Origin of the sequence: Microcoleus sp. S13C4, from assembly GCF_036700865.1 — a bacterium.
Classification (GTDB): domain Bacteria; phylum Cyanobacteriota; class Cyanobacteriia; order Cyanobacteriales; family Microcoleaceae; genus Microcoleus.
In genome coordinates this window covers 1-18,120 of record NZ_JAUBPS010000015.1, presented here as the reverse complement: position 1 = coordinate 18,120, position 18,120 = coordinate 1, and the positions used below count along the sequence as shown (strand labels likewise).

Annotated in this window: 16 protein-coding genes; 5 read left to right on the top strand and 11 right to left on the bottom strand. The window is 45.6% G+C overall.

The window, feature by feature from the left end:
- Positions 1 to 104: 104 nt before the first annotated feature.
- Positions 105 to 2,048 (bottom strand): ATP-binding protein, encoded by a 1,944-nt coding sequence (locus QT996_RS08850; RefSeq protein WP_333045925.1) that lies wholly within the window; start codon positions 2,046 to 2,048, stop codon positions 105 to 107.
- A 217-nt stretch (positions 2,049 to 2,265) separates the two neighbouring features.
- A complete protein-coding gene (locus tag QT996_RS08845; protein ID WP_333045924.1) occupies positions 2,266 to 3,297 on the bottom strand; it encodes a sulfate ABC transporter ATP-binding protein in 1,032 nt (343 codons plus the stop codon).
- A 342-nt stretch (positions 3,298 to 3,639) separates the two neighbouring features.
- Between QT996_RS08845 and QT996_RS08840 the strand changes: the two genes are divergently transcribed.
- Together QT996_RS08840 and gltD are read left to right on the top strand one after the other, a co-directional pair.
- Entirely contained in the window at positions 3,640 to 3,786 is a 147-nt protein-coding gene (locus QT996_RS08840; RefSeq protein WP_333045923.1) for a hypothetical protein, read from the top strand.
- 81 nt (positions 3,787 to 3,867) lie between these two features.
- Positions 3,868 to 5,352 carry a glutamate synthase small subunit gene (gene gltD / locus QT996_RS08835; RefSeq protein ID WP_333045922.1) on the top strand — a complete coding sequence of 495 codons (1,485 nt, stop codon included), beginning with the start codon at positions 3,868 to 3,870 and terminating at the stop codon, positions 5,350 to 5,352.
- A gap of 427 nt (positions 5,353 to 5,779) precedes the next feature.
- On the opposite strand, the gene QT996_RS08830 is transcribed toward gltD, so the two are convergent.
- From QT996_RS08830 to QT996_RS08815, 4 genes are all read right to left on the bottom strand, one after another.
- The gene (locus QT996_RS08830) at positions 5,780 to 6,388 is read right to left on the bottom strand and encodes a transposase (protein ID WP_333045921.1); all 609 of its coding nucleotides are present in this window, start codon (positions 6,386 to 6,388) and stop codon (positions 5,780 to 5,782) included.
- 181 nt (positions 6,389 to 6,569) lie between these two features.
- A complete protein-coding gene (gene priA / locus QT996_RS08825; protein ID WP_333045919.1) occupies positions 6,570 to 9,131 on the bottom strand; it encodes a primosomal protein N' in 2,562 nt (853 codons plus the stop codon).
- A gap of 79 nt (positions 9,132 to 9,210) precedes the next feature.
- A complete protein-coding gene (locus QT996_RS08820; RefSeq protein WP_333045916.1) occupies positions 9,211 to 10,281 on the bottom strand; it encodes an ATP-binding protein in 1,071 nt (356 codons plus the stop codon).
- 200 nt (positions 10,282 to 10,481) lie between these two features.
- Positions 10,482 to 10,733, bottom strand: coding sequence for a hypothetical protein (locus QT996_RS08815; RefSeq protein ID WP_333045914.1), 252 nt, complete (start codon positions 10,731 to 10,733; stop codon positions 10,482 to 10,484).
- Between the two features lie 126 nt (positions 10,734 to 10,859).
- On the opposite strand from QT996_RS08815, the gene QT996_RS08810 reads away from it, so the two are divergent.
- Positions 10,860 to 11,804: a fused MFS/spermidine synthase gene (locus QT996_RS08810; protein ID WP_333045912.1), complete on the top strand. Its 945-nt coding sequence runs from the start codon at positions 10,860 to 10,862 to the stop codon at positions 11,802 to 11,804.
- Positions 11,805 to 11,843: 39 nt separating this feature from the next.
- A complete protein-coding gene (locus tag QT996_RS08805; RefSeq protein ID WP_333045911.1) occupies positions 11,844 to 12,014 on the top strand; it encodes a YqaE/Pmp3 family membrane protein in 171 nt (56 codons plus the stop codon).
- 122 nt (positions 12,015 to 12,136) lie between these two features.
- Here QT996_RS08805 and QT996_RS08800 read toward each other — a convergent pair whose 3' ends face one another.
- Entirely contained in the window at positions 12,137 to 13,417 is a 1,281-nt protein-coding gene (locus QT996_RS08800; protein ID WP_333045908.1) for a lipid-A-disaccharide synthase, read from the bottom strand.
- Between the two features lie 36 nt (positions 13,418 to 13,453).
- On the opposite strand from QT996_RS08800, the gene QT996_RS08795 reads away from it, so the two are divergent.
- Positions 13,454 to 13,930 (top strand): ankyrin repeat domain-containing protein, encoded by a 477-nt coding sequence (locus tag QT996_RS08795; RefSeq protein WP_333045906.1) that lies wholly within the window; start codon positions 13,454 to 13,456, stop codon positions 13,928 to 13,930.
- Between the two features lie 261 nt (positions 13,931 to 14,191).
- On the opposite strand, the gene QT996_RS08790 is transcribed toward QT996_RS08795, so the two are convergent.
- The 4 genes from QT996_RS08790 to QT996_RS08775 form a co-directional block, all read right to left on the bottom strand.
- The gene (locus QT996_RS08790; protein WP_333045905.1) at positions 14,192 to 14,362 is read right to left on the bottom strand and encodes a hypothetical protein; all 171 of its coding nucleotides are present in this window, start codon (positions 14,360 to 14,362) and stop codon (positions 14,192 to 14,194) included.
- 100 nt (positions 14,363 to 14,462) lie between these two features.
- Complete coding sequence (locus tag QT996_RS08785) at positions 14,463 to 15,449, bottom strand: calcium-binding protein (RefSeq protein ID WP_333045903.1); 987 nt, start codon at positions 15,447 to 15,449, stop codon at positions 14,463 to 14,465.
- 119 nt (positions 15,450 to 15,568) lie between these two features.
- Positions 15,569 to 16,621, bottom strand: a complete 1,053-nt coding sequence (locus QT996_RS08780; protein WP_333045901.1) for a calcium-binding protein — start codon at positions 16,619 to 16,621, stop codon at positions 15,569 to 15,571.
- A 321-nt stretch (positions 16,622 to 16,942) separates the two neighbouring features.
- On the bottom strand, positions 16,943 to 17,989 hold the full coding sequence (locus QT996_RS08775; RefSeq protein ID WP_333045899.1) for a calcium-binding protein: 1,047 nt from the start codon (positions 17,987 to 17,989) through the stop codon (positions 16,943 to 16,945).
- Between the last annotated feature and the right edge of the window lie 131 nt (positions 17,990 to 18,120).

Below are 18,120 nucleotides of genomic sequence, written 5' to 3'. Positions count from 1 at the left end.
AGCTGCATAAAGCAGTATTGATTGTGGCATTATTACCTATAATACTATAATCCGACCGAATTACAGTAGTTAGTGAGAAAAAAATTTTCCTTCCCCAGCCCTTTCTAAGCTGCCTCGGATATTTTCCGCGAAACAAACGGTACAGCTTGTCTGACTTCTTGTCGCAGCGGAATCTCGATCGAGAATTCCGTCCCCAATCCCGGTGTCGAATCGCAGCGCAGCGTACCTTTGTGCTTTTCTACGATAATTTTATAACTGATTGACAGTCCCAAGCCTGTCCCTTTTCCTACTGGTTTCGTAGTAAAGAACGGGTCAAACAGCAGTTTTTTGACATTTTCCGCCATACCGGGGCCGTTGTCAGATATCTGCACAATTATTTTGTCAGGACTTGAATATTCTGTGGTTATGGCGATCGCCATCGGATTGGCTTTCGCTGCTTTGGGCCCGCGATCGAGATTGTAACTCTCAAGGGCGTCGATCGCATTAGCCAGAATATTCATAAACACCTGATTTAATTGTCCGGCATAGCACTCTACTAAAGGTAAATGGCTGTAGTTTTTAACAATCTCGATCGCCGGGCGATCGGCGGTAGCTTTCAGGCGACTTTGCAGAATTAGCAGAGTGCTGTCAATGCCTTCATGGATGTTGACAGGTTTCATTTCGCTTTCATCTAAACGAGAAAAATTCCGCAAAGATTTGACTATTTCAACAATACGCTCGGCTCCTATTTTCATAGAGGACAGCAGTTGCGGCAAATCTTTGCTGAGAAAGTCCAAGTCAATATTTTTTAAATACTCTGAAATTTCCGAGGGAGGGGATAAATAGTTTTTTTGGTAAAGTTTTACCAACTCGAACAGATCCCTAGTATATTCGCTGGCGTGGTGAATGTTGCCGTAAATAAAACTAATAGGATTGTTAACTTCGTGGGCTACACCAGCAACTAATAAACCCAAACTAGACATTTTTTCCTGCTGAATCAGTTGAGATTGAGTTTGTTGCAACTCTTGCAAAGTTTGCTCTAACTGTTGAGATTTAGCCGTGCGCTCTGCTGCGATTTTTTCAATTTTTTCTGTATAAGTTAACAAGCTCATTAGATAAAGTGTCGCCACCAAAGTTAAGATTGTCCCCAAAATTAAAACAGTCAAAGAACGCCAAAATTTTAGAGGAGTAATATACTCTGGCGTTAGCCGTAATTGCAGCAACCACCTGCGATTTTCAATATTGAGAATGCGGGTGCAACTGCTGCCGTCCGGGCAGTAAGCTCTTTCCCCCATAGCGAGTTTATTTTTGATATTTTCGTCGGTAATTATCCTTTTGGTCTTCGCTTCGTAAAAAGCCAGAAATTTATCTGATTCAGGAGCCATAGCATCTTGAAGATACACGTTAACAAAGTTAAGTTTAGTTTCCTGCAACGCCGATTTTACCAGAGCATCAATGAGTAAGACTCCGAGAGTAAAACCTTTGAGATTTTGTGGTTCCTGAGTAGTCAAATTTGTCGGCAATGCTGCGGTATTGCCAGCCGAAATTTGACTAAAAATTGGCATAAAGACGAAGATGCTGGCTTGATTGTGCGATAAATTTTTTTGGCGGTCAGTCGCAGTAATTTCTTGTCTTTTTGCGCCTTTTTCTAACGCGAGCCGATTGGCAGTCAAATCTAAACCTAAATCTATTTCCTCTGTCAGGAATTGCGGAGAGTCAGAAACACGGGGCAGCCAAGCGATCGCCTTCAGGCTCGGATGGCGGTAGAGAGCCGAACCAACAAATGTCTTAATTTCGGGTTTGTTAACGCCGTCAACTACGCTATAAAATGCTCCTGCTGCCCGAATTATTTCTAAATTGCCGCTAACATCTCTCTGAATGTCTGTAGCTATTTTGTCCAGCCGGTCTTGCAGTTCGGCTTGCATGGATTTGTATTCCCAATTGTACGCGACTGAAGAGGCGATCGCAGACAGTCCCAATCCTGCACAAAGTGTTAATCCTGCCTGGATGTAACGGCGATAAGCAAATAAAGTGCTAGTTGCTAAATTCCAGAATTTGTTAGCATTCATATTCTTCGCTGACCTTTTTTTATGGTTCCCACTCAAAATTTCAGAAGGAAGCTTTTTCCCCTTCCCAGGCAGAGAGCCTGGGAATGAATTTCAGGAGGCTTGGCCTCCGATTTAGAGCCACGAGACAGCATTACCAGGCTCGTGCCTGGTAACGATGTGGCAGCAGTGTTTTGTAGAAGCTCCCCGATAGTATTTTGAGTAAGATGCAGCCGCTGATTTAAATTGAATAAGCAGGGAAAGTCATCGCGTGTTTGGGCTTGACGTAAACCTGCTGATCTCGTGTTAACTGTAGAGAATCGAAGCGCTCGCGACTCACGTAAGCTGTTACTATCTGCTGCGATTCTAACACTAACTCGGTTTGTATTTCCCGCCCTAAATGAATGATGCGACTGACTTTTGCTAATGAAAAACCATACTCCGGCTTAGTTTTAATTTCCACGTCGTGGGGGCGCAAAAACACTACGTCCGAATGAGCTGCTCCATTATTGCGAGCGGTTGTGGCGTTGCTGGCGAACAAACCCGCAGCATTCGACAGCACATTGACCGGCCCAATAAAACTCATCACAAAAGCTGATGCTGGTTTGTCGTAAATTTCCGCAGGAGTGCCAACTTGTTCGACTCTACCTTTGTTCATCACCACAATTTCATCGGCTACTTCCATAGCTTCTTCTTGGTCGTGAGTCACAAAAACTGTGGTGATGTTAACTTCTTTGTGAAGGTTGTGCAGCCACGATCGCAATTCTTTGCGGACTTTAGCATCTAATGCTCCAAAAGGTTCGTCTAGCAGCAGCACTTTCGGTTGAACTGCTAGAGCTCTGGCCAAAGCCACCCGCTGCCGCTGGCCGCCGGAAAGTTGCGAAGGATAGCGATCGCCCAAACCTGTCAACTGCACTAAATCCAAAAGTTCATTAACCCGCCTGCTAATAGAGTCTTTAGGAACTTTGCGAATTTCCATCGCAAAAGCAATATTTTTCCGAATACTCATGTGTTTGAATAAAGCGTAGTGCTGAAACACAAAACCGATATGCCGTTCCTGCACCGACTGATGAGTAGCATCTTCACCGATCAGGTAAATCTGACCGCTGTCCGGCGGTTCTAGCCCCGCGATCATCCTCAGCAGAGTCGATTTCCCGGAACCGGAAGGCCCCAACAGCGCGACTAAAGATCCCTTTTTAATTTCCAAATTCACGTTGTCAATTGCGTGGAAGGAGCCGAAGTGTTTCGATACGTTCTGAACTGTAATACTCATGAGTCTATTTACCTATTTTTGGAGTGAAAAAACCTAACTCCGCTTATCTGACCGGGTTACAGTAGTATATCCTGAAAATAATATTTATTTTGCAACCCGTGTAACTTTTTGTATTGGATCTCGATGCCCTCCTGATGGGGACTAGGCTTGAAAGTTGACGCTGGCGGGTCGTCCGAGTTAACCCGCGAGGGTTTCGAGATGTGGCTGTATATGCGATAAATGCGATAAATGCGATAAATGCGATAAATGCGATAAATGCGATAAATGCGATAAATGTGATAAATGCGATCGTCAGTCAATTAGGGAAAAATTAAATGTCCCCGCCCGCAGTATGCAGGTTAAATGCCCAACAGCTTAGCAGCAATGGCTGTTTTGGGGCAGTCTGCTGGCGTGACGATTTCCCGACTCTTGACAATTGGCGAGTCCCGGCAATATTGCAGATTTCACGTAGGAATTGCTCAATCTGAGGTGCGATCGCACACAATTTAGATAACAATAGTTAATTCAGAAGCCCGCCAGCTTCACTTTTGAGAAACTGACACAATAGTAAATTCTAACCAGAACACCACTATGGGAAAACCAACAGGCTTTATCGAATTCTTGCGCGAATTGCCCTCCGAACTCTCACCAGTCGAGAGAGTCCACAACTGGGACGAATTTCACCTGCCAATGGATGAGGACAAACTTCGCACCCAAGGCGCGCGCTGCATGGATTGCGGCATTCCGTTTTGCCACACGGGCACAATTATCAGCGGCATGGCAAGCGGCTGCCCGATTAACAACCTCATCCCCGAATGGAACGACCTAGTATATCGCGGACTCTGGAAAGAAGCCCTAGACAGACTCCACAAAACGAACAACTTCCCCGAATTCACAGGCCGCGTCTGTCCCGCCCCCTGCGAAGGCGCTTGCGTGCTCGGCATCAACAACCCGCCGGTGACGATTAAAAACATCGAAGCTGCAATTATCGATAAAGGCTGGGATGAAGGCTGGATTACCGCCGAACCGCCAGCCAAACGCACCGGCAAAAAAATCGCCGTCATCGGTTCCGGGCCCGCAGGTTTGTCCGCCGCCGCGCAACTCAACAAAGCCGGTCATTGGGTAACAGTATACGAAAGAGCCGATCGACCAGGCGGCCTGCTAATGTATGGCATCCCCAACATGAAGCTAGACAAAGAACAAGTCGTAATGCGCCGCCTGAAAGTCCTCGAAGACGAAGGCGTGACATTCGTCTGCAACACCGAAGTCGGCAAAGACTTACCAGCCGAACAACTGCTAAAAGAATACGACTCAGTTGTGCTCTGTACCGGCGCCACCAAACCCCGCGACTTGGGCATCCCCGGCCGGGAATTAAAAGGCATCCACTTCGCAATGGACTTCCTGACTGCCAACACCAAAGCAGTTTTAGACAAGAGCACCAACGATAACTTCATCTCCGCCGAAGGCAAAGATATCGTGATCATCGGCGGTGGCGACACCGGCACCGACTGCGTGGGCACCTCCATCCGTCACGGCTGCAAAAGCCTGGTACAGCTAGAAATCCTGCCCAAACCGCCCTCGGAACGCGCGGCCAACAATCCCTGGCCCGAATGGCCAAAAGTCTACCGTCTCGACTACGGCCAAGAAGAAGCAGCAGCCAAATTCGGCGACGACCCCCGTGGCTATCTCACCACGGCGACAAAGTTCGAGGGCGACGAAAACGGCAATGTCAAAGCTGTGCACACCGTTGAGGTGGAGTGGGCGAAAAACGACAAAGGGCAGTTCATTCCGAACCACATCCCGGGCACGGAAAAAGTGTTGCCCGCACAGCTTGTGTTGCTAGCGATGGGCTTCCTCGGCCCGGAACAGCCCTTGCTGGATGCGCTGGGATTGGAACGCGACGCCCGCAGCAACGTGAAAGCCGAGCACGAAAAATATACAACCAGCATTCCGGGAGTTTTCGCGGCTGGGGACTGTCGCCGGGGACAAAGTTTGGTGGTTTGGGCGATTAATGAAGGCCGCGGCGTGGCCCGGGAGTGCGACCTTTATCTGATGGGGAGCACTGATTTGCCGTAAGACTCCCAACCAATAACCCTGATTAACCTGATGTTCGAGCTCATTCAAAAAATGTAGATGCCGATTTACCTTTGGGCGGGAGCGGGTTTATTATATTGTTGGTTTCAGGCATCGATAGTTGGTGAAACCCACCCCGACGATGGCCTGTAGGGGCGGGTTTTACCAACAATATTTGAAGCTGACAAACAATCTATAAAAACCCGCCCCACCCAACGAATAACCCAGATTTACCTGATGTTTGAGAGCATCCCAAAAATGTAGGGGGCGGGTTTATTATATTGTTGGTTTATGACAGAGATGGTTGGTGAAACGCCCCTACACATTGGTACATTTGTATTTCTCGTTGGGGGGGGCGGGTTTATTATATTGTTGGTTTATGGCAGAGATGGTTGGTGAAACCCGCCCCTACGAATCGATTGACATAATATTAGAGGACGATCGACTGTATATAAGATTTGCCATTCCATTCGATCGCCAGCCGACTAGATTCATTAATTTTGACGGAATTATGAGGATACAATTCATCTTTTCCCCACCACAAAGGATTATTAACAATATATTCACGAATGGCAACTAATGATTCTTCATTGCGGATGATATGTTCGTAATAACCCCGCTGCCACACCGATATGCCTGTCAAATATCGCATTTGGTTAATTCGCCGCGCCGAAGATGTCTTTAAACCCCGCACAATTTCCGACAAAGGATGGATTTTTGATTTTATCTGCCCAAATTTATCTACTTCTGTAGAATTTATTTCTGGGCTGCCTGTCAAAACAATAATTCCATGAACGTGATTTGGCATCACAATAAAATTGTCTAATGCTACGTTTTGGTAACGTTTGGGAAGAATGCTCCAATTGAATAAAACAGTTTTCCCATAGGGACTCAATTGCACTTTATCATTAATAACTTCGCCGAATAAACATTCGCGCTGCCAACTGCAAATAGTGATAAAATACGCACCGGGAGTCCTATAATCATATCCTGGCAGGCGAATTGAGCGGCGGTGGTGTTTGTTGGGATCGTATTTCATAATTTTGTTTCCATAAAACAGTTGTTCGTTGGGTGGGGGCGGGTTTATTAGATTGTTGGTTTCAGGCATAGATAGTTGGTGAAACCCGCCCCGAGGATAGCCTGTAGGGGCGGGTTTTACCAACAATATTTGAGGCTCACAAACAATCTACAAAAACCCGCCCCCACCCTACCAATAACCCTCAACCAAAATTCAACGGATCGACATCAATAGTTAAACTAACAGAACGCGGCGTACGATCGCGCAATCCGATCAAATCCGACAAATCCACCGACTCATCCAAAGGCAACTTCAGCAAAATTTGCCACCGATAGCGATTTGCCACCCGCATAATCGCCGCAGGTGCAGGCCCCAACAACTCACATCCCGGTACAGACAATCGCTCAATATACTCCTGACAAACAGACGCTAATTGTACCGCAGTCACCGCAACTTCCGCCGCATCTACACTGCTCAACCGCAACAAAATCAGCCGCCCGGAAGGTGGATAATTCAGCGCTGCTCTTTCTGCTAATTCTGTTTCCACAAAACCTGCATATTCGTGCCGCCTAACTGCTTGAATAACCCGGTGTTCGGGAGTGTAAGTTTGAATAATTACCCGCCCCGGATCATCACCTCGACCCGCACGGCCCGCGACTTGAGTTAATGTTTGAAAAGCTCGTTCGCTTGCCCGATAATCTGATAAGTTTAGCAACCCGTCAGCAGACACAACTCCCACCAAGGTAACTCCAGCTAAATCTAACCCTTTCGTCAGCATTTGCGTACCCAACAAAATGTCAGCTTCCCCATTGGCAAATTGCGTTAACAATCTGCGGTGGTCGCCCTTATTTCTAGTCGTATCACTGTCAAATCTAATTGCCCGCAATTCGGGAAATAATCTCGTTAATTCCTGTTCGACTCGCTGAGTGCCGCTACCAAAGTTTTTGAAGTAAGGAGAACTGCATTCTGGGCAGTTTTGGGGGTGTCGTTCCGTGTGATTGCAGTAGTGACAGCGCAATATTTCTGCTGTCCCTTCGCCGACGTGGTGATAAGACAGGGAAACATCGCAGTTCGGGCATTCCATCACATAGCCGCAACTCCGACAAGAGACAAAGGTACTGTGCCCTCTTCTGTGAATAAATAGAATACCTTGCTGTTGTCTTGCTTGTAATTGTTCCAGCGCGTTTTGCAGGGAAGCACTGAAAATTGAGCGGTTTCCTTGCCGCAATTCTTGGCGCATATCCACTATTTCCACAGGCGGCATCGGGCGGGAATAAATGCGATCGGGCAATGATAAATAATGGATAGTTGGTAACGAGTAATAATCTCGGCGCGTCCCCACCAAAGTCTCTAAAGCTGGGGTTGCGGAACCTAAAATTAAGGGACAATTTTCTAATTCGGCGCGCCATTTGGCAACGGTGCGGGCGTGGTAGCAGGGGGCGGGTTGGTCTTGTTTGAAGCTGCTGTCGTGTTCTTCATCGAGGATAATTAAGCCGAGGTGAGGTAAAGGTGCGAAAATGGCCGATCGCGTGCCGATGACTATTTGCGGGGTTCCAGTCAGCATCTGACGCCATGTATCGTAACGTTCTCCGTCGGATAGGGCGCTGTGGTATACGCAAATTTGCTCGCCAAAACGGGCTCGGAATCGATCGGTAAGTTGCGGTGTGAGGCCGATTTCGGGAACGAGTACGAGGGCGGATTTGCCGCTGGCTAAGATGGGGGCGATCGCCTGCAAATACACTTCGGTTTTCCCGGAACCTGTAACGCCGTGCAGCAGCACTTGACGAAATCCCGAAAAAGAGTTAATAAACGCTAAAGCTTCAGCTTGAAAATTAGTTAAATTTTTCGGTGCATCCGGCAATTGAGCAATTCCGCGATCGCCCCTGAGCACTTCCCTTTGATCGATAACAACGCTACCTTTTTGCTCCAAAGCTTTTACAACGGAAGAACTCGCACTGCAAATTCTCAACAAATCATTCAGCCACATTTCACCGCCGCCACGTCGCAAAACTTCCAATACTTCTTGTTGCCGCTTGGTTAAATCTGTGACAAATGCACTAGCAATTAATGTCACTGCAGGTTTGAGTTGTGGTTTGGGAGGATTGGGTGGTTCTAAATAACTTTCTACCCAACCGCGTTTCAATAAATCTTTCAATCCCCGATAACTTCCCTTAACTTGGCGCTGGAGGTATTGCCAAGTGTAATCGCCGTTTTTTTGAGCTTGCAGCAATTGCAAAATTTGACTCGCGGCGGGATTGAGAAATGTTTCGGCATTCGGAGAAATTGCGTCCTTAATTAAGCGAATTCGGCGCACGGAACGGCTTAACAAACCGGGCGGCAGCGAGGCTCTAATTACTTGAATTAATGGTGTGCAATAATAGGTGGCAGTGCGATCGAGTAATTCCCAGTAAGTCGCTGGGAAAAAGCCCGTACTGACAACATCTTCGACATCTTTTACCCGCGCCGGATCTAAGTCTGGCGGCAGTTGAGAAATGAACCGAATGGCGATCGCCCCTACCTGTTGACTGCCAAAGGGTACACTCAAGATATCCCCTGGTTGCACGGTAAGTTCCGCAGGTAAACGATAGGTAAATAACTTGTTTTCCTCCCCTGGGGAGTCCCCCGCAACCCTGAAAGGAGAGTCCACCAATACCTCGATCCACTCTGCCCGCACGGTGGGGCGCTGTGGCGGTTCGCTGCTGCCGTAGGATGCCCCGGCCTCTGCCGCTGTAGGGGTTGACAAACCAAAAGTGACAGTAGACATAGGGTTGCACATCAAACTAGGAGGAGCCGCGGTCAAAGGGAGTTTTCATTATCCCTCAGTTTAGCTCGATCGATCGATCTTAGCGACCGGAATTGGCGATCGGAATCTCGATCACGAATTCAGTCCCTTCTCCAATTGCGGATATGCACTCCAACCTCCCGCCATGTTTGTCCACAACAATCTGATAGCTAATTGACAATCCCAAACCCGTCCCGTGACCAACTTGTTTGGTGGTGAAAAACGGATCGAAAATTTTCCCTTTTACAGCTTCATTCATTCCCAGACCATTATCTTTGATGCTAATTCTTGCCCAATTTTCAGAAACAAGAGAAGTATTAATTACAATATGACTGGGCTTGGCTTCTATCTCCCCTACAGAGCACTTGTTTTCTCGCTCTCGCAGCACATCAATAGCATTATTAATGATGTTCATAAATACCTGATTTAATTGCCCCGCATAACATTCTATTTTCGGTAAACTTCCATAGTTTTTAACAACCCTTATTGCCGGATTCCCTGGTTTTTCTTTAGTTAAGTGCTGCACAATTAACAAGGTGCTGTCAATTCCTTCGTGAATGTTAACTGGTTTCTTTTCGGCTTCATCTACCCGCGCAAAGTTTCGTAAAGTCAGCACAATTTCGCGGATGCGCTCGGAGCCAACTTTCATTGACGAAAGAGTTTTCAACAAATCTTCGCGCAGAAAGTCGAGGTCAATTTTTTCCAGAAAAGCTTCAATATCTGCATCTGTTTCGGGATACCGATCCTGGTACATTGCGAGCAATTTTAAAATATCGGCAGCGTAGTCATTGACATAAGTAATATTGCCGTAGATGAAGTTCACGGGATTGTTGATTTCGTGGGCGATACCAGCGACCAAAATTCCCAAAGCCGACATTTTTTCGGCTTCGATCAATTTGAGCTGCATTGTTTGCTGGTTTTCTAGAGCTTTTTCTAGTGTAGATATTTTGGCTTTTAAAATCTTTTCGGCATCTATAAATTCCTCAGTGACTGTCTGTAGCAAAGAGTCTTTTTTTTGATGAAGGGCTTGTAATTGGCTGCGTTCGGTTTCCGACTTTTCGAGTTTTTCTCGCAGGATTCGATTTTCTTTTTCCAGCTTTTTGATTCTGTTTTCCCAGTTTGTGGGTTCCATGTGCTATTATTTTTAACCTAAAAATAGTGTTATAACAGTTTTATTAGTAAATTTATTTGCACCCTTTATCTACTTAGAATGTCCTCGCACATTGCCTCTGCATTTTTGTCCTAATAATTAACCACATACTTTATTTTGCTCGATCTAAAAATTTTATCTAAAATACATTCAAAATGTCAATATTTTAATAAAAAATAGGGTTAAAACCGCTCGCCACTTTTATTTCCCGCACTCGCATTTGTCGGGTTCTCATGCGATTGTTGATAAATCAGTAGGGCGATCGCAAACTGATCAAGGCGGGCCCAGCGCGAAAAATTTCCCGATTTAGACCACATTTTTACCAAACCGACCGCCGATGCCAAGCGAAAATATAAAATGTGAGTGCGATCGCCCGATCGCCCACAAGCAATCTCAACTAACAAGGCAATACCTCTATCCCAGAACGCAATCACACTATACCATTCCTCCCAAATCTCACTGCAATGTGTCGATCGTACTCACACACCCGCACCATTTTGTGCTAATAACTACTACTTGTGACAACATCGGCACAGCAGTTTATATTTGGAGAGTAATTGATGTCAGGTAGCGAAGTTCGTGCAGATTTTTGGATGAGCGAGTACATTACCCCTTGGGATATTTACGTTCACGGCGTCATCGCGGTGCTCGCTTACAAGAAAACAGCCTATCAAGAAATGTACGTAGTTCAGACCGGTACCTACGGCAAAGGCTTAGTGTTGGACGGCAAATGGCAATCTTGTACAGGCGACGAGTTTCTGTACCACGAACCCCTGGTACACCCAGCCATGATTTGTCACGGTTCACCCAAAAAAGTTCTCGTTCTCGGCGGCGGAGAAGGAGCTACAATTAGAGAAGTGCTGCGCTGGAAAACAGTTGAAAAAGTCGTGATGATCGACATTGACGGCGAAGTAGTAGAAGCTTGCCGCGAACACCTGCCAGAAATGCACCAAAATGCCTTTGACGACCCCCGCTGCGAAGTAGTAATCGGCGATGCTTTGGACTATTTAGATAAAACTGACAAGGATTGGGATATTGTCATTTCTGACTTATCCGATCCCATTGAAGAAGGCCCATCTTTCCAGTTGTTTACCAAGGAGTATTTTGAGAAAGTTCGCAGCGTAATGTCACCTAACGGATATTTCGTAGTGCAAGCCGGACCAGTTTCTCCGGCAGAAATGAAAATGCACGCGCGCATTGTAAATACCCTGAAATCTGTTTTCTCCAACGTTCAATCCTGCACTAGCTTTATTTCTACTTACGGAGCTCCTTGGGGTTTTGCGATAGCTTCTAATCAAGAAATAAATACGCGACCCGAACCCGAAGTTACTGACAAATTACTCGCCGAGAAAACAACTGGCGGGTTGCGGATGTTCGACGGAATTACACTGTTGGGGTTGATGCAAGTTCCCGGTCACTTACGACAGGTAATCGCCACTGAAACCGAAGTTTACACTATGGCAGCACCGCCTAAGTTTTTCGGGAAAGGCTCTGTCAGTCAGTGAAGTTAAATTGAAAGAGAAAAATCCTTTGGAGTAACTGAGATGGACAATTTAATTCGCATAGTCGCTGCAATTTTTCTTCCCCCGCTGGGCGTATTTTTGACTGTCGGCATCGGTACTGATTTTTGGATAAACCTGCTTCTCACGTTTTTGGGCTTTATTCCAGGCATCATTCACGCTGTTTGGGTGATTGCTAAGCACGATCGAGCTTAACTTGAAAGCAAATCCAGTTTTGGGATAATAAATAGGCAAGAGAAAATAAGTTTTCTTTTGCCTGTTTTCATTAATTAATCTGGATTAAATCTGCGTTCCTCTGCAGTTAAAAATAAAAAAATCTAATTCTTATGACAATTAGATTGCACCTCAATTTCTTCACAAACCAATTCAGCAATTTTTTTCGCCGCCCCTGATTCTCCTCGAACCGCACGCAAACGATCGCCCATTTGTGCTAATTTTTCAGGATCGCTCAAATAGTCGATCGCCAATTGAGCCACAGCATCGGGTTCCAGCTTCCCAATTAACTCCGGCACAATCTTTTCCTGTGCCCAAATATTCGGCCAAGCATAAAGCTTTCCCTTCCCCAATCGCCAGATTAGCCAATTAATCACCGTCGCAAAAGCTGAACCGACTAACGGCAAATTTGCCAGCAATCCCGGCAATCCGTCCCAAGCTTTCATCGCATCCAATTGCTGCGTCGGAATCAAAACAATCATCGGTACGGCTAAGGAACCCAATTCGGCAGTATTCGCTCCCACAGTAGTTAAACACAGGCTGCATTCTGATAGCAAATCGTAAGCGGGCGTCTGCGTCCAAAGTTCTACTTGCAAGTTATTTGCTGTCTGCAAAAACGGCGTTTCTGTTAAATGAAGTTCGGCGCTGGCGTTTTCAAATAAATGCAGGCAAGGATTTTGTTCCGGGTCGGCAAAACGTGCTAGAGTTTGCACATCTATGGTAGGAGCAACGGGAATTACAAAGCGAGTTTGAGGACGGACGCGGTGGATGGATTGGGCGATCGACAAACATAACGGTACACCTAAAGCTAATTTGGCGGCTTTAGAACCGGGCAACAATCCAATTAATTCTATTTTCGGTAGGGGCGGTGTCCCCGTGTTCACCCCGCCCGATTTCCCGTTCCCTACTTCGGCGATCAAATCTCCGACAACTGTAAATTTATTAGCATATTTTTGTGGAATATTAGCAAAAACTTCAGGTTTCATCGCCGCAAATTTATCAATCCAGCGATACCACCGCGCGTCCCATTCAGCATAAATAACCGTGCGATATTTGAGCCTTTTGCCAATAACAACCGTAAAAAATTGATCGCCGCCTAAAAATAAAACAACTCCTGTTTCGTGCCAATCCCAATTTTCAGCAGTTTTGCCCGACAATAAGAATGGAAAAAAATGCTCCGGTGCTTGCACTCTGTCAACTTCTGGGTAGGAAGATGCGATTTGCGCTTCTTTCCCGGTGGCGTGCGGACAGGGGGAAAGCACCACAGAGATTCGCGCTTGAGTGCCCGCGTTTCCCAATTGCTCGCGCAAAGCTTGCACGGCGGGACGAACCCAAGTTGCTAATTCTCCGGGGCCGTTGGAGAGGATTAAAATATCTACTGCCATAGGATTTAAGATTTGAGAGGATGCAACGGAGATTTTATGACAGATTTGATTAATGCCGTCAAGACGGGTGATGTTGCGGCTGTAGAAAGTGCGATCGAACAGCGTGCAGATATCAATGCTAAAGATGAGGAAGGCACGACTGCTTTGACGAGTGCGGCTGAGGCTGGCAATTCGGCGATCGTCAAAAAATTGCTGGCGGCTGGTGCGGATGTCAACAGTCACGACAATGACGGGTGGACGCCGTTAATGAGTGCCGCTGCTGCCGGACATAGCGAGATTGTACAGCTTTTGCTGGAGGCGGGGGCGGATGTGAATGCTAAAACTAATTTTGGTTTGACGGCTTTGATGAGTGCAGCAGGTAGCGGGCGCACTCAAGTTGTCGAATTTTTAATCGATAAAGGAGCTGATATCAAAGCTAAGGATAATAATACTTGGACTGCGTTAATTTGGGCGTCTTCCGAAGGCCACAAAGATGCGGTTGAGGTTTTGAAGCTAGCGCGCGATCGGCATTAAACACTTAGAAGCCGGGTTTATTCGAGAAACCCGGTTTCTGGAGGGTACAATTAATTATCCCACCGAAAGCAGCAATCAGGCAAATCGCGAATAGCTGCGATATTTCTATCCAAGTAAAAGTTTCCCAGAAGAAGATTGTGGTAATAAATTCAAGTTGAGACTTCCCCCACCTTCAATAACTGCGATCGTGTCAAAGCTACTAATTCCCGAACTTCCATCTGGACGCAAGACGAACAAGCCGTTCGTTTCGATAGCTAAATCTCAATTGTTGTTGATGGGAAATATCAAGAATTGATCTAAAGAAGGTTGGATATCGTTTGATGCTAGCTGAATGCTATCCTGACCTTGGGTAAAGTTCCGAATTGTAGCAAAACCCGGCCCGATATATAACTTTATTGGGGAACTGTATCCCTTAGCACCAGGACTTTGCATAACGTCTCCGAGTACCAATTTATCCCGGCCGCTACCGCCAATGAGAGTATCGAATTCATTACTACCATGTTAAGCGAGAAAGAGATAACCGAGGTTCCGGTTATTTAAGGAATAGGTAGAAAGTGCCGTCTCCCTGTGGCTGAATTGTAGACGTCGATAAATTTTTTCCCTCAATAATACCAATTGTTTCATATCTTGGGCTGAGGATTATGAGATCGTTAGCATCCCCCATTGTTGTGTAGATATCGGGACTTCCTGCCAACTGGATCTTGTCATTGTCTTTATCAAAGTTCCGAATTGTAACTATACCGGTGAAATCCGCATAGAGTGTACGGGATGTGGGATTACCGGAGGTAGCAGGAACTCCGAGTACGAATGTATCCTTCCCAGGGCCGCCGATCAGGACATCAGATTCATTACTTCCAAAGCTTTCATACTGCCGATTGCCTTGGGGATCGATACCTACTTCTACTCCTATCAGTTCGGTATTCCCCACACCAACGCCAGTGAGCACATCATTGCCAGAACTTCCGACAAAAGTTGCGGATCGGTTAGGCTCGTTTTTGCCGAAATTGAAGTAGTGTTCGCGACCACTTTTCAACGCTCCAGATTCGACAAAAGGCACGATGTCGGGATTTTTTTGTAAGTATTCTGTTTCAAAAAATGAAGTCCCAAACTGACCGTCTTTGAGGCCGAATTCAATGAAATGCTGGTAGCCATTTTTAAAAGTTCCATTCTGAATAAATGGTCGCAAGTCTCGGTTAGTTGCTACATAAAACGCTTCGTCATACTCAGGCGATACGCGAGTGCGACCTTCTTCGTAACCGTATTGGATAAAGTGGTCTAGGCCCGTCGCAAAAGGTGCATTTGGGTTGTTGGGGGTGCGGACTAAGGCAGCGATGTCTGGATTGCCAGCGAGGTAAGTAGCTTCGTCAAAATACCGCGATACTTTGGTTAAGCCGCCTGCTTCACCAAATTTTTGAAAGTGTTCTAATCCCGATTTGATGACTCCTGCATCAATGGCTGGTTTGACCCAAGGATATTGAGCAAGGTAGTATTTTTCGTCAAAAATTGCGTAATTAGCCATGTTTTATGCCTGCGATTTTAATGAGCTGTTTACGCACTGTATCACTTATCTGGAACTGACACAATACCCGAGCGGGTGATTTTACCCAACAGTCAAATTTCACTTAAGCTCTATGCTTTCTAGCCGAGGAAAGTGAGGCCGACTGGAGGACTAAATGGATTTATCATCTCAATCGGTTGCAGAGTTAGATTTGAACCGCCCTGAATTCTCGTAAGTGTATCTCCCGATTTTTGAATTAATAAGTCCGCCCCTGATGGAAATATACTCAGTTCATTAAATTTTTCCACCAACTGAATAAAATCTTTTCCTTTTTCAAAATTGACAATTCTGGCCTCCCCACTGCCGGTATAGAAATCTACCCGGCTGATAAAATTACGTCGGTTGTTGGGAACAGCATCTCCGAGCACGAAGTAATCAATGCCAGAAGTGCCAATCAATGTATCGAATTCCCTGGTAGTCAGGAAAGGCTCTCTCGTGATGTCATCCAATTTCAAAGCGTCATACTTATTCTTATTAATGCCAAAAGGTGGATTTGGGCCAGCGAAAGCTACTTGCAGTCCGATAATTTGATTTTTTCCCGCTGTAAATCCTGTGACGATATCATTACCGTTAGTTCCTGTAAAAAATCCGTATCGATTTGACTCAAATTGCCCAAATTTTAGATAGTGTTCTCGACCTGTTTTTAAACTTCCAGCCTCTACAACTGCCGCCACATCTGGGTTATCTCCCAAGTAACGTGGTTCAAAAAAACTTGTCCCGTACCTACCTTCTGTTTTTCCGAATTGGATAAAGTGTTGAAAGCCGGATTTAAAAATTCCGTTCTGCACGAAGGGAGTTATTTCCGGGTGGCGCTTTAAATAAAAAACTTCGTCGTAGTCAGGCGATACTCGCGTGCGGCCTTCTTCGTAACCAAACTGGATAAAGTGGTCTAAACCTGAAGCAAAGGGTCGGTTTTGGTTGTTGGCGGTGCGAACAAAGGGTGCAATATCTTGATTTTGAGCTAAATATGTATCTTCGTCAAAATATCGCGATACTTTAGTTAAGCCGGCGGCTTGACCGAATTTTTCAAAGTGTTCTCTTCCAGATATGATGATGCCTGCATCAATCGCTGGTTTCAACCACGGATATTGCGAAAGGTAGTATTGTTCGTCAAAAATTGCGTAACTAGCCATGTTTTCCTCCTGCGGCTTTAATGAGGTATTTATGCCATTTATTAATAAGCGCGAACTGAGACAATTACCTGAGCCGGTGATTTTACCCAACAGTCCTATCTCACTTAAGCTCTATGGTTTCTAGCCCAGGAAAGTGAGACAGACTGGAGGATTAAAGGAATTTTTCATCCCAATTTGTTGCAGATTTAGATTGGCTATGCTATGAATTATGGCAATTGTATCTCCCGATTCTTGAATTCATAAGTCTCCCCCTGAGAGACAAAGGCAAACCCTTAATAGCTTCGCTATTCTACCAGAATACAGCGCTAATAACACTATTATTTAATAATAGTAGGTACTGGTATATACTGGTAGATTTAAACTGAGATTTCCGCCACCTTCAATAACAGCTATCGTGTCAGAGGGAGTGGTTTCGGCAACTCCATTGTTAACGACGAGAAACCCCTTCTTTTGAATAGCTAAATCTCTATTATTGTTGATGGGAAATACCAATAATTGATCTGAGGAAATCCCTATATCGAGCGTATCCTGACCTTGCGTAAAGTTCCGAATTGTAGCAAAACCCGGCCCGATGTACGACAGGTCCGTGTACATCGTCTGTCTACCACTCCCTATACTGGCAGATCTACGGGTCAACACGAATGTATCGCGGTAGCTACCGCCAGTTAGAGTATCGAATTCATTGCTGCCGTCACTTGGATAATATCGCCTGGGGTAGGGAAAGCCATTAATTTTTGTAGCATAACCTACTTCAAATCCTATTAATTCGGTATTCCCCACCCCTACACCAGTGAGGATGTCATTGCCGGAAGTTCCGACAAAAGTAGCAGACCTGTTTGGCTCATTTTTTCCGAAATTGAAGTAGTGTTCGCGACCAGTTTTCAAGGCTCCAGATTCGACAAGCTGCCGAACATCGGGGTTTCTTTCTAAGTATTCTATTTCAAAAAATGAAGTCCCAAACTGCTCCTCTTTGAGGCCGAATTCAATGAAATGCTGGTAGCCGTTTTTAAACGTTCCATTCTGAATAAATGGCAGAAAACCTCGGTTATTTGCTACATAAAACGCTTCGTCATACTCAGGCGATACTTGGCTGCGACCCTCTTCGTAACCGTATTGGATAAAGTGGTCTAGTCCGGTCGCAAAAGGCGCGTTAGGGTTGTTGGGGGTGCGGACAAAGGGTTTAAGGTCTGGATTTCTCTCAAGGTAAGTATCTTCATCAAAATACCGCGATATTTTTGTGAGGCCGGCGGCTTGACCAAATTTTTCAAAGTGTTCTCTTCCTGATTTGATGATGCCTGCATCAATGGCTGGTTTCAGCCACGGATATTGCGAAAGGTAGTATTGTTCGTCGAAGATATCGTAATTCATTGTTGCTCCTTTAATAACTGTAGTTTAGACTAACTAAAGATGAGAACGGTGGTTCAAGAAAAACTAGAGCCACCGTTAAGGAGAGAATGAGGGTGAAAAATAAAAACCTATTCACTCCTTAAATGAACAGT

Bases quoted from the DNA above. Each gene is read 5' to 3' on its own strand.
- QT996_RS08850 (WP_333045925.1), bottom strand. From the start codon at position 2,048: ATGAATGCTAACAAATTCTGGAATTTAGCAACTAGCACTTTATTTGCT.
- QT996_RS08845 (WP_333045924.1), bottom strand. From the start codon at position 3,297: ATGAGTATTACAGTTCAGAACGTATCGAAACACTTCGGCTCCTTCCAC.
- QT996_RS08840 (WP_333045923.1), top strand. From the start codon at position 3,640: ATGCCCAACAGCTTAGCAGCAATGGCTGTTTTGGGGCAGTCTGCTGGC.
- gltD (WP_333045922.1), top strand. From the start codon at position 3,868: ATGGGAAAACCAACAGGCTTTATCGAATTCTTGCGCGAATTGCCCTCC.
- QT996_RS08830 (WP_333045921.1), bottom strand. From the start codon at position 6,388: ATGAAATACGATCCCAACAAACACCACCGCCGCTCAATTCGCCTGCCA.
- priA (WP_333045919.1), bottom strand. From the start codon at position 9,131: ATGTCTACTGTCACTTTTGGTTTGTCAACCCCTACAGCGGCAGAGGCC.
- QT996_RS08820 (WP_333045916.1), bottom strand. From the start codon at position 10,281: ATGGAACCCACAAACTGGGAAAACAGAATCAAAAAGCTGGAAAAAGAA.
- QT996_RS08810 (WP_333045912.1), top strand. From the start codon at position 10,860: ATGTCAGGTAGCGAAGTTCGTGCAGATTTTTGGATGAGCGAGTACATT.
- QT996_RS08805 (WP_333045911.1), top strand. From the start codon at position 11,844: ATGGACAATTTAATTCGCATAGTCGCTGCAATTTTTCTTCCCCCGCTG.
- QT996_RS08800 (WP_333045908.1), bottom strand. From the start codon at position 13,417: ATGGCAGTAGATATTTTAATCCTCTCCAACGGCCCCGGAGAATTAGCA.
- QT996_RS08795 (WP_333045906.1), top strand. From the start codon at position 13,454: ATGACAGATTTGATTAATGCCGTCAAGACGGGTGATGTTGCGGCTGTA.
- QT996_RS08790 (WP_333045905.1), bottom strand. From the start codon at position 14,362: ATGCAAAGTCCTGGTGCTAAGGGATACAGTTCCCCAATAAAGTTATAT.
- QT996_RS08785 (WP_333045903.1), bottom strand. From the start codon at position 15,449: ATGGCTAATTACGCAATTTTTGACGAAAAATACTACCTTGCTCAATAT.
- QT996_RS08780 (WP_333045901.1), bottom strand. From the start codon at position 16,621: ATGGCTAGTTACGCAATTTTTGACGAACAATACTACCTTTCGCAATAT.
- QT996_RS08775 (WP_333045899.1), bottom strand. From the start codon at position 17,989: ATGAATTACGATATCTTCGACGAACAATACTACCTTTCGCAATATCCG.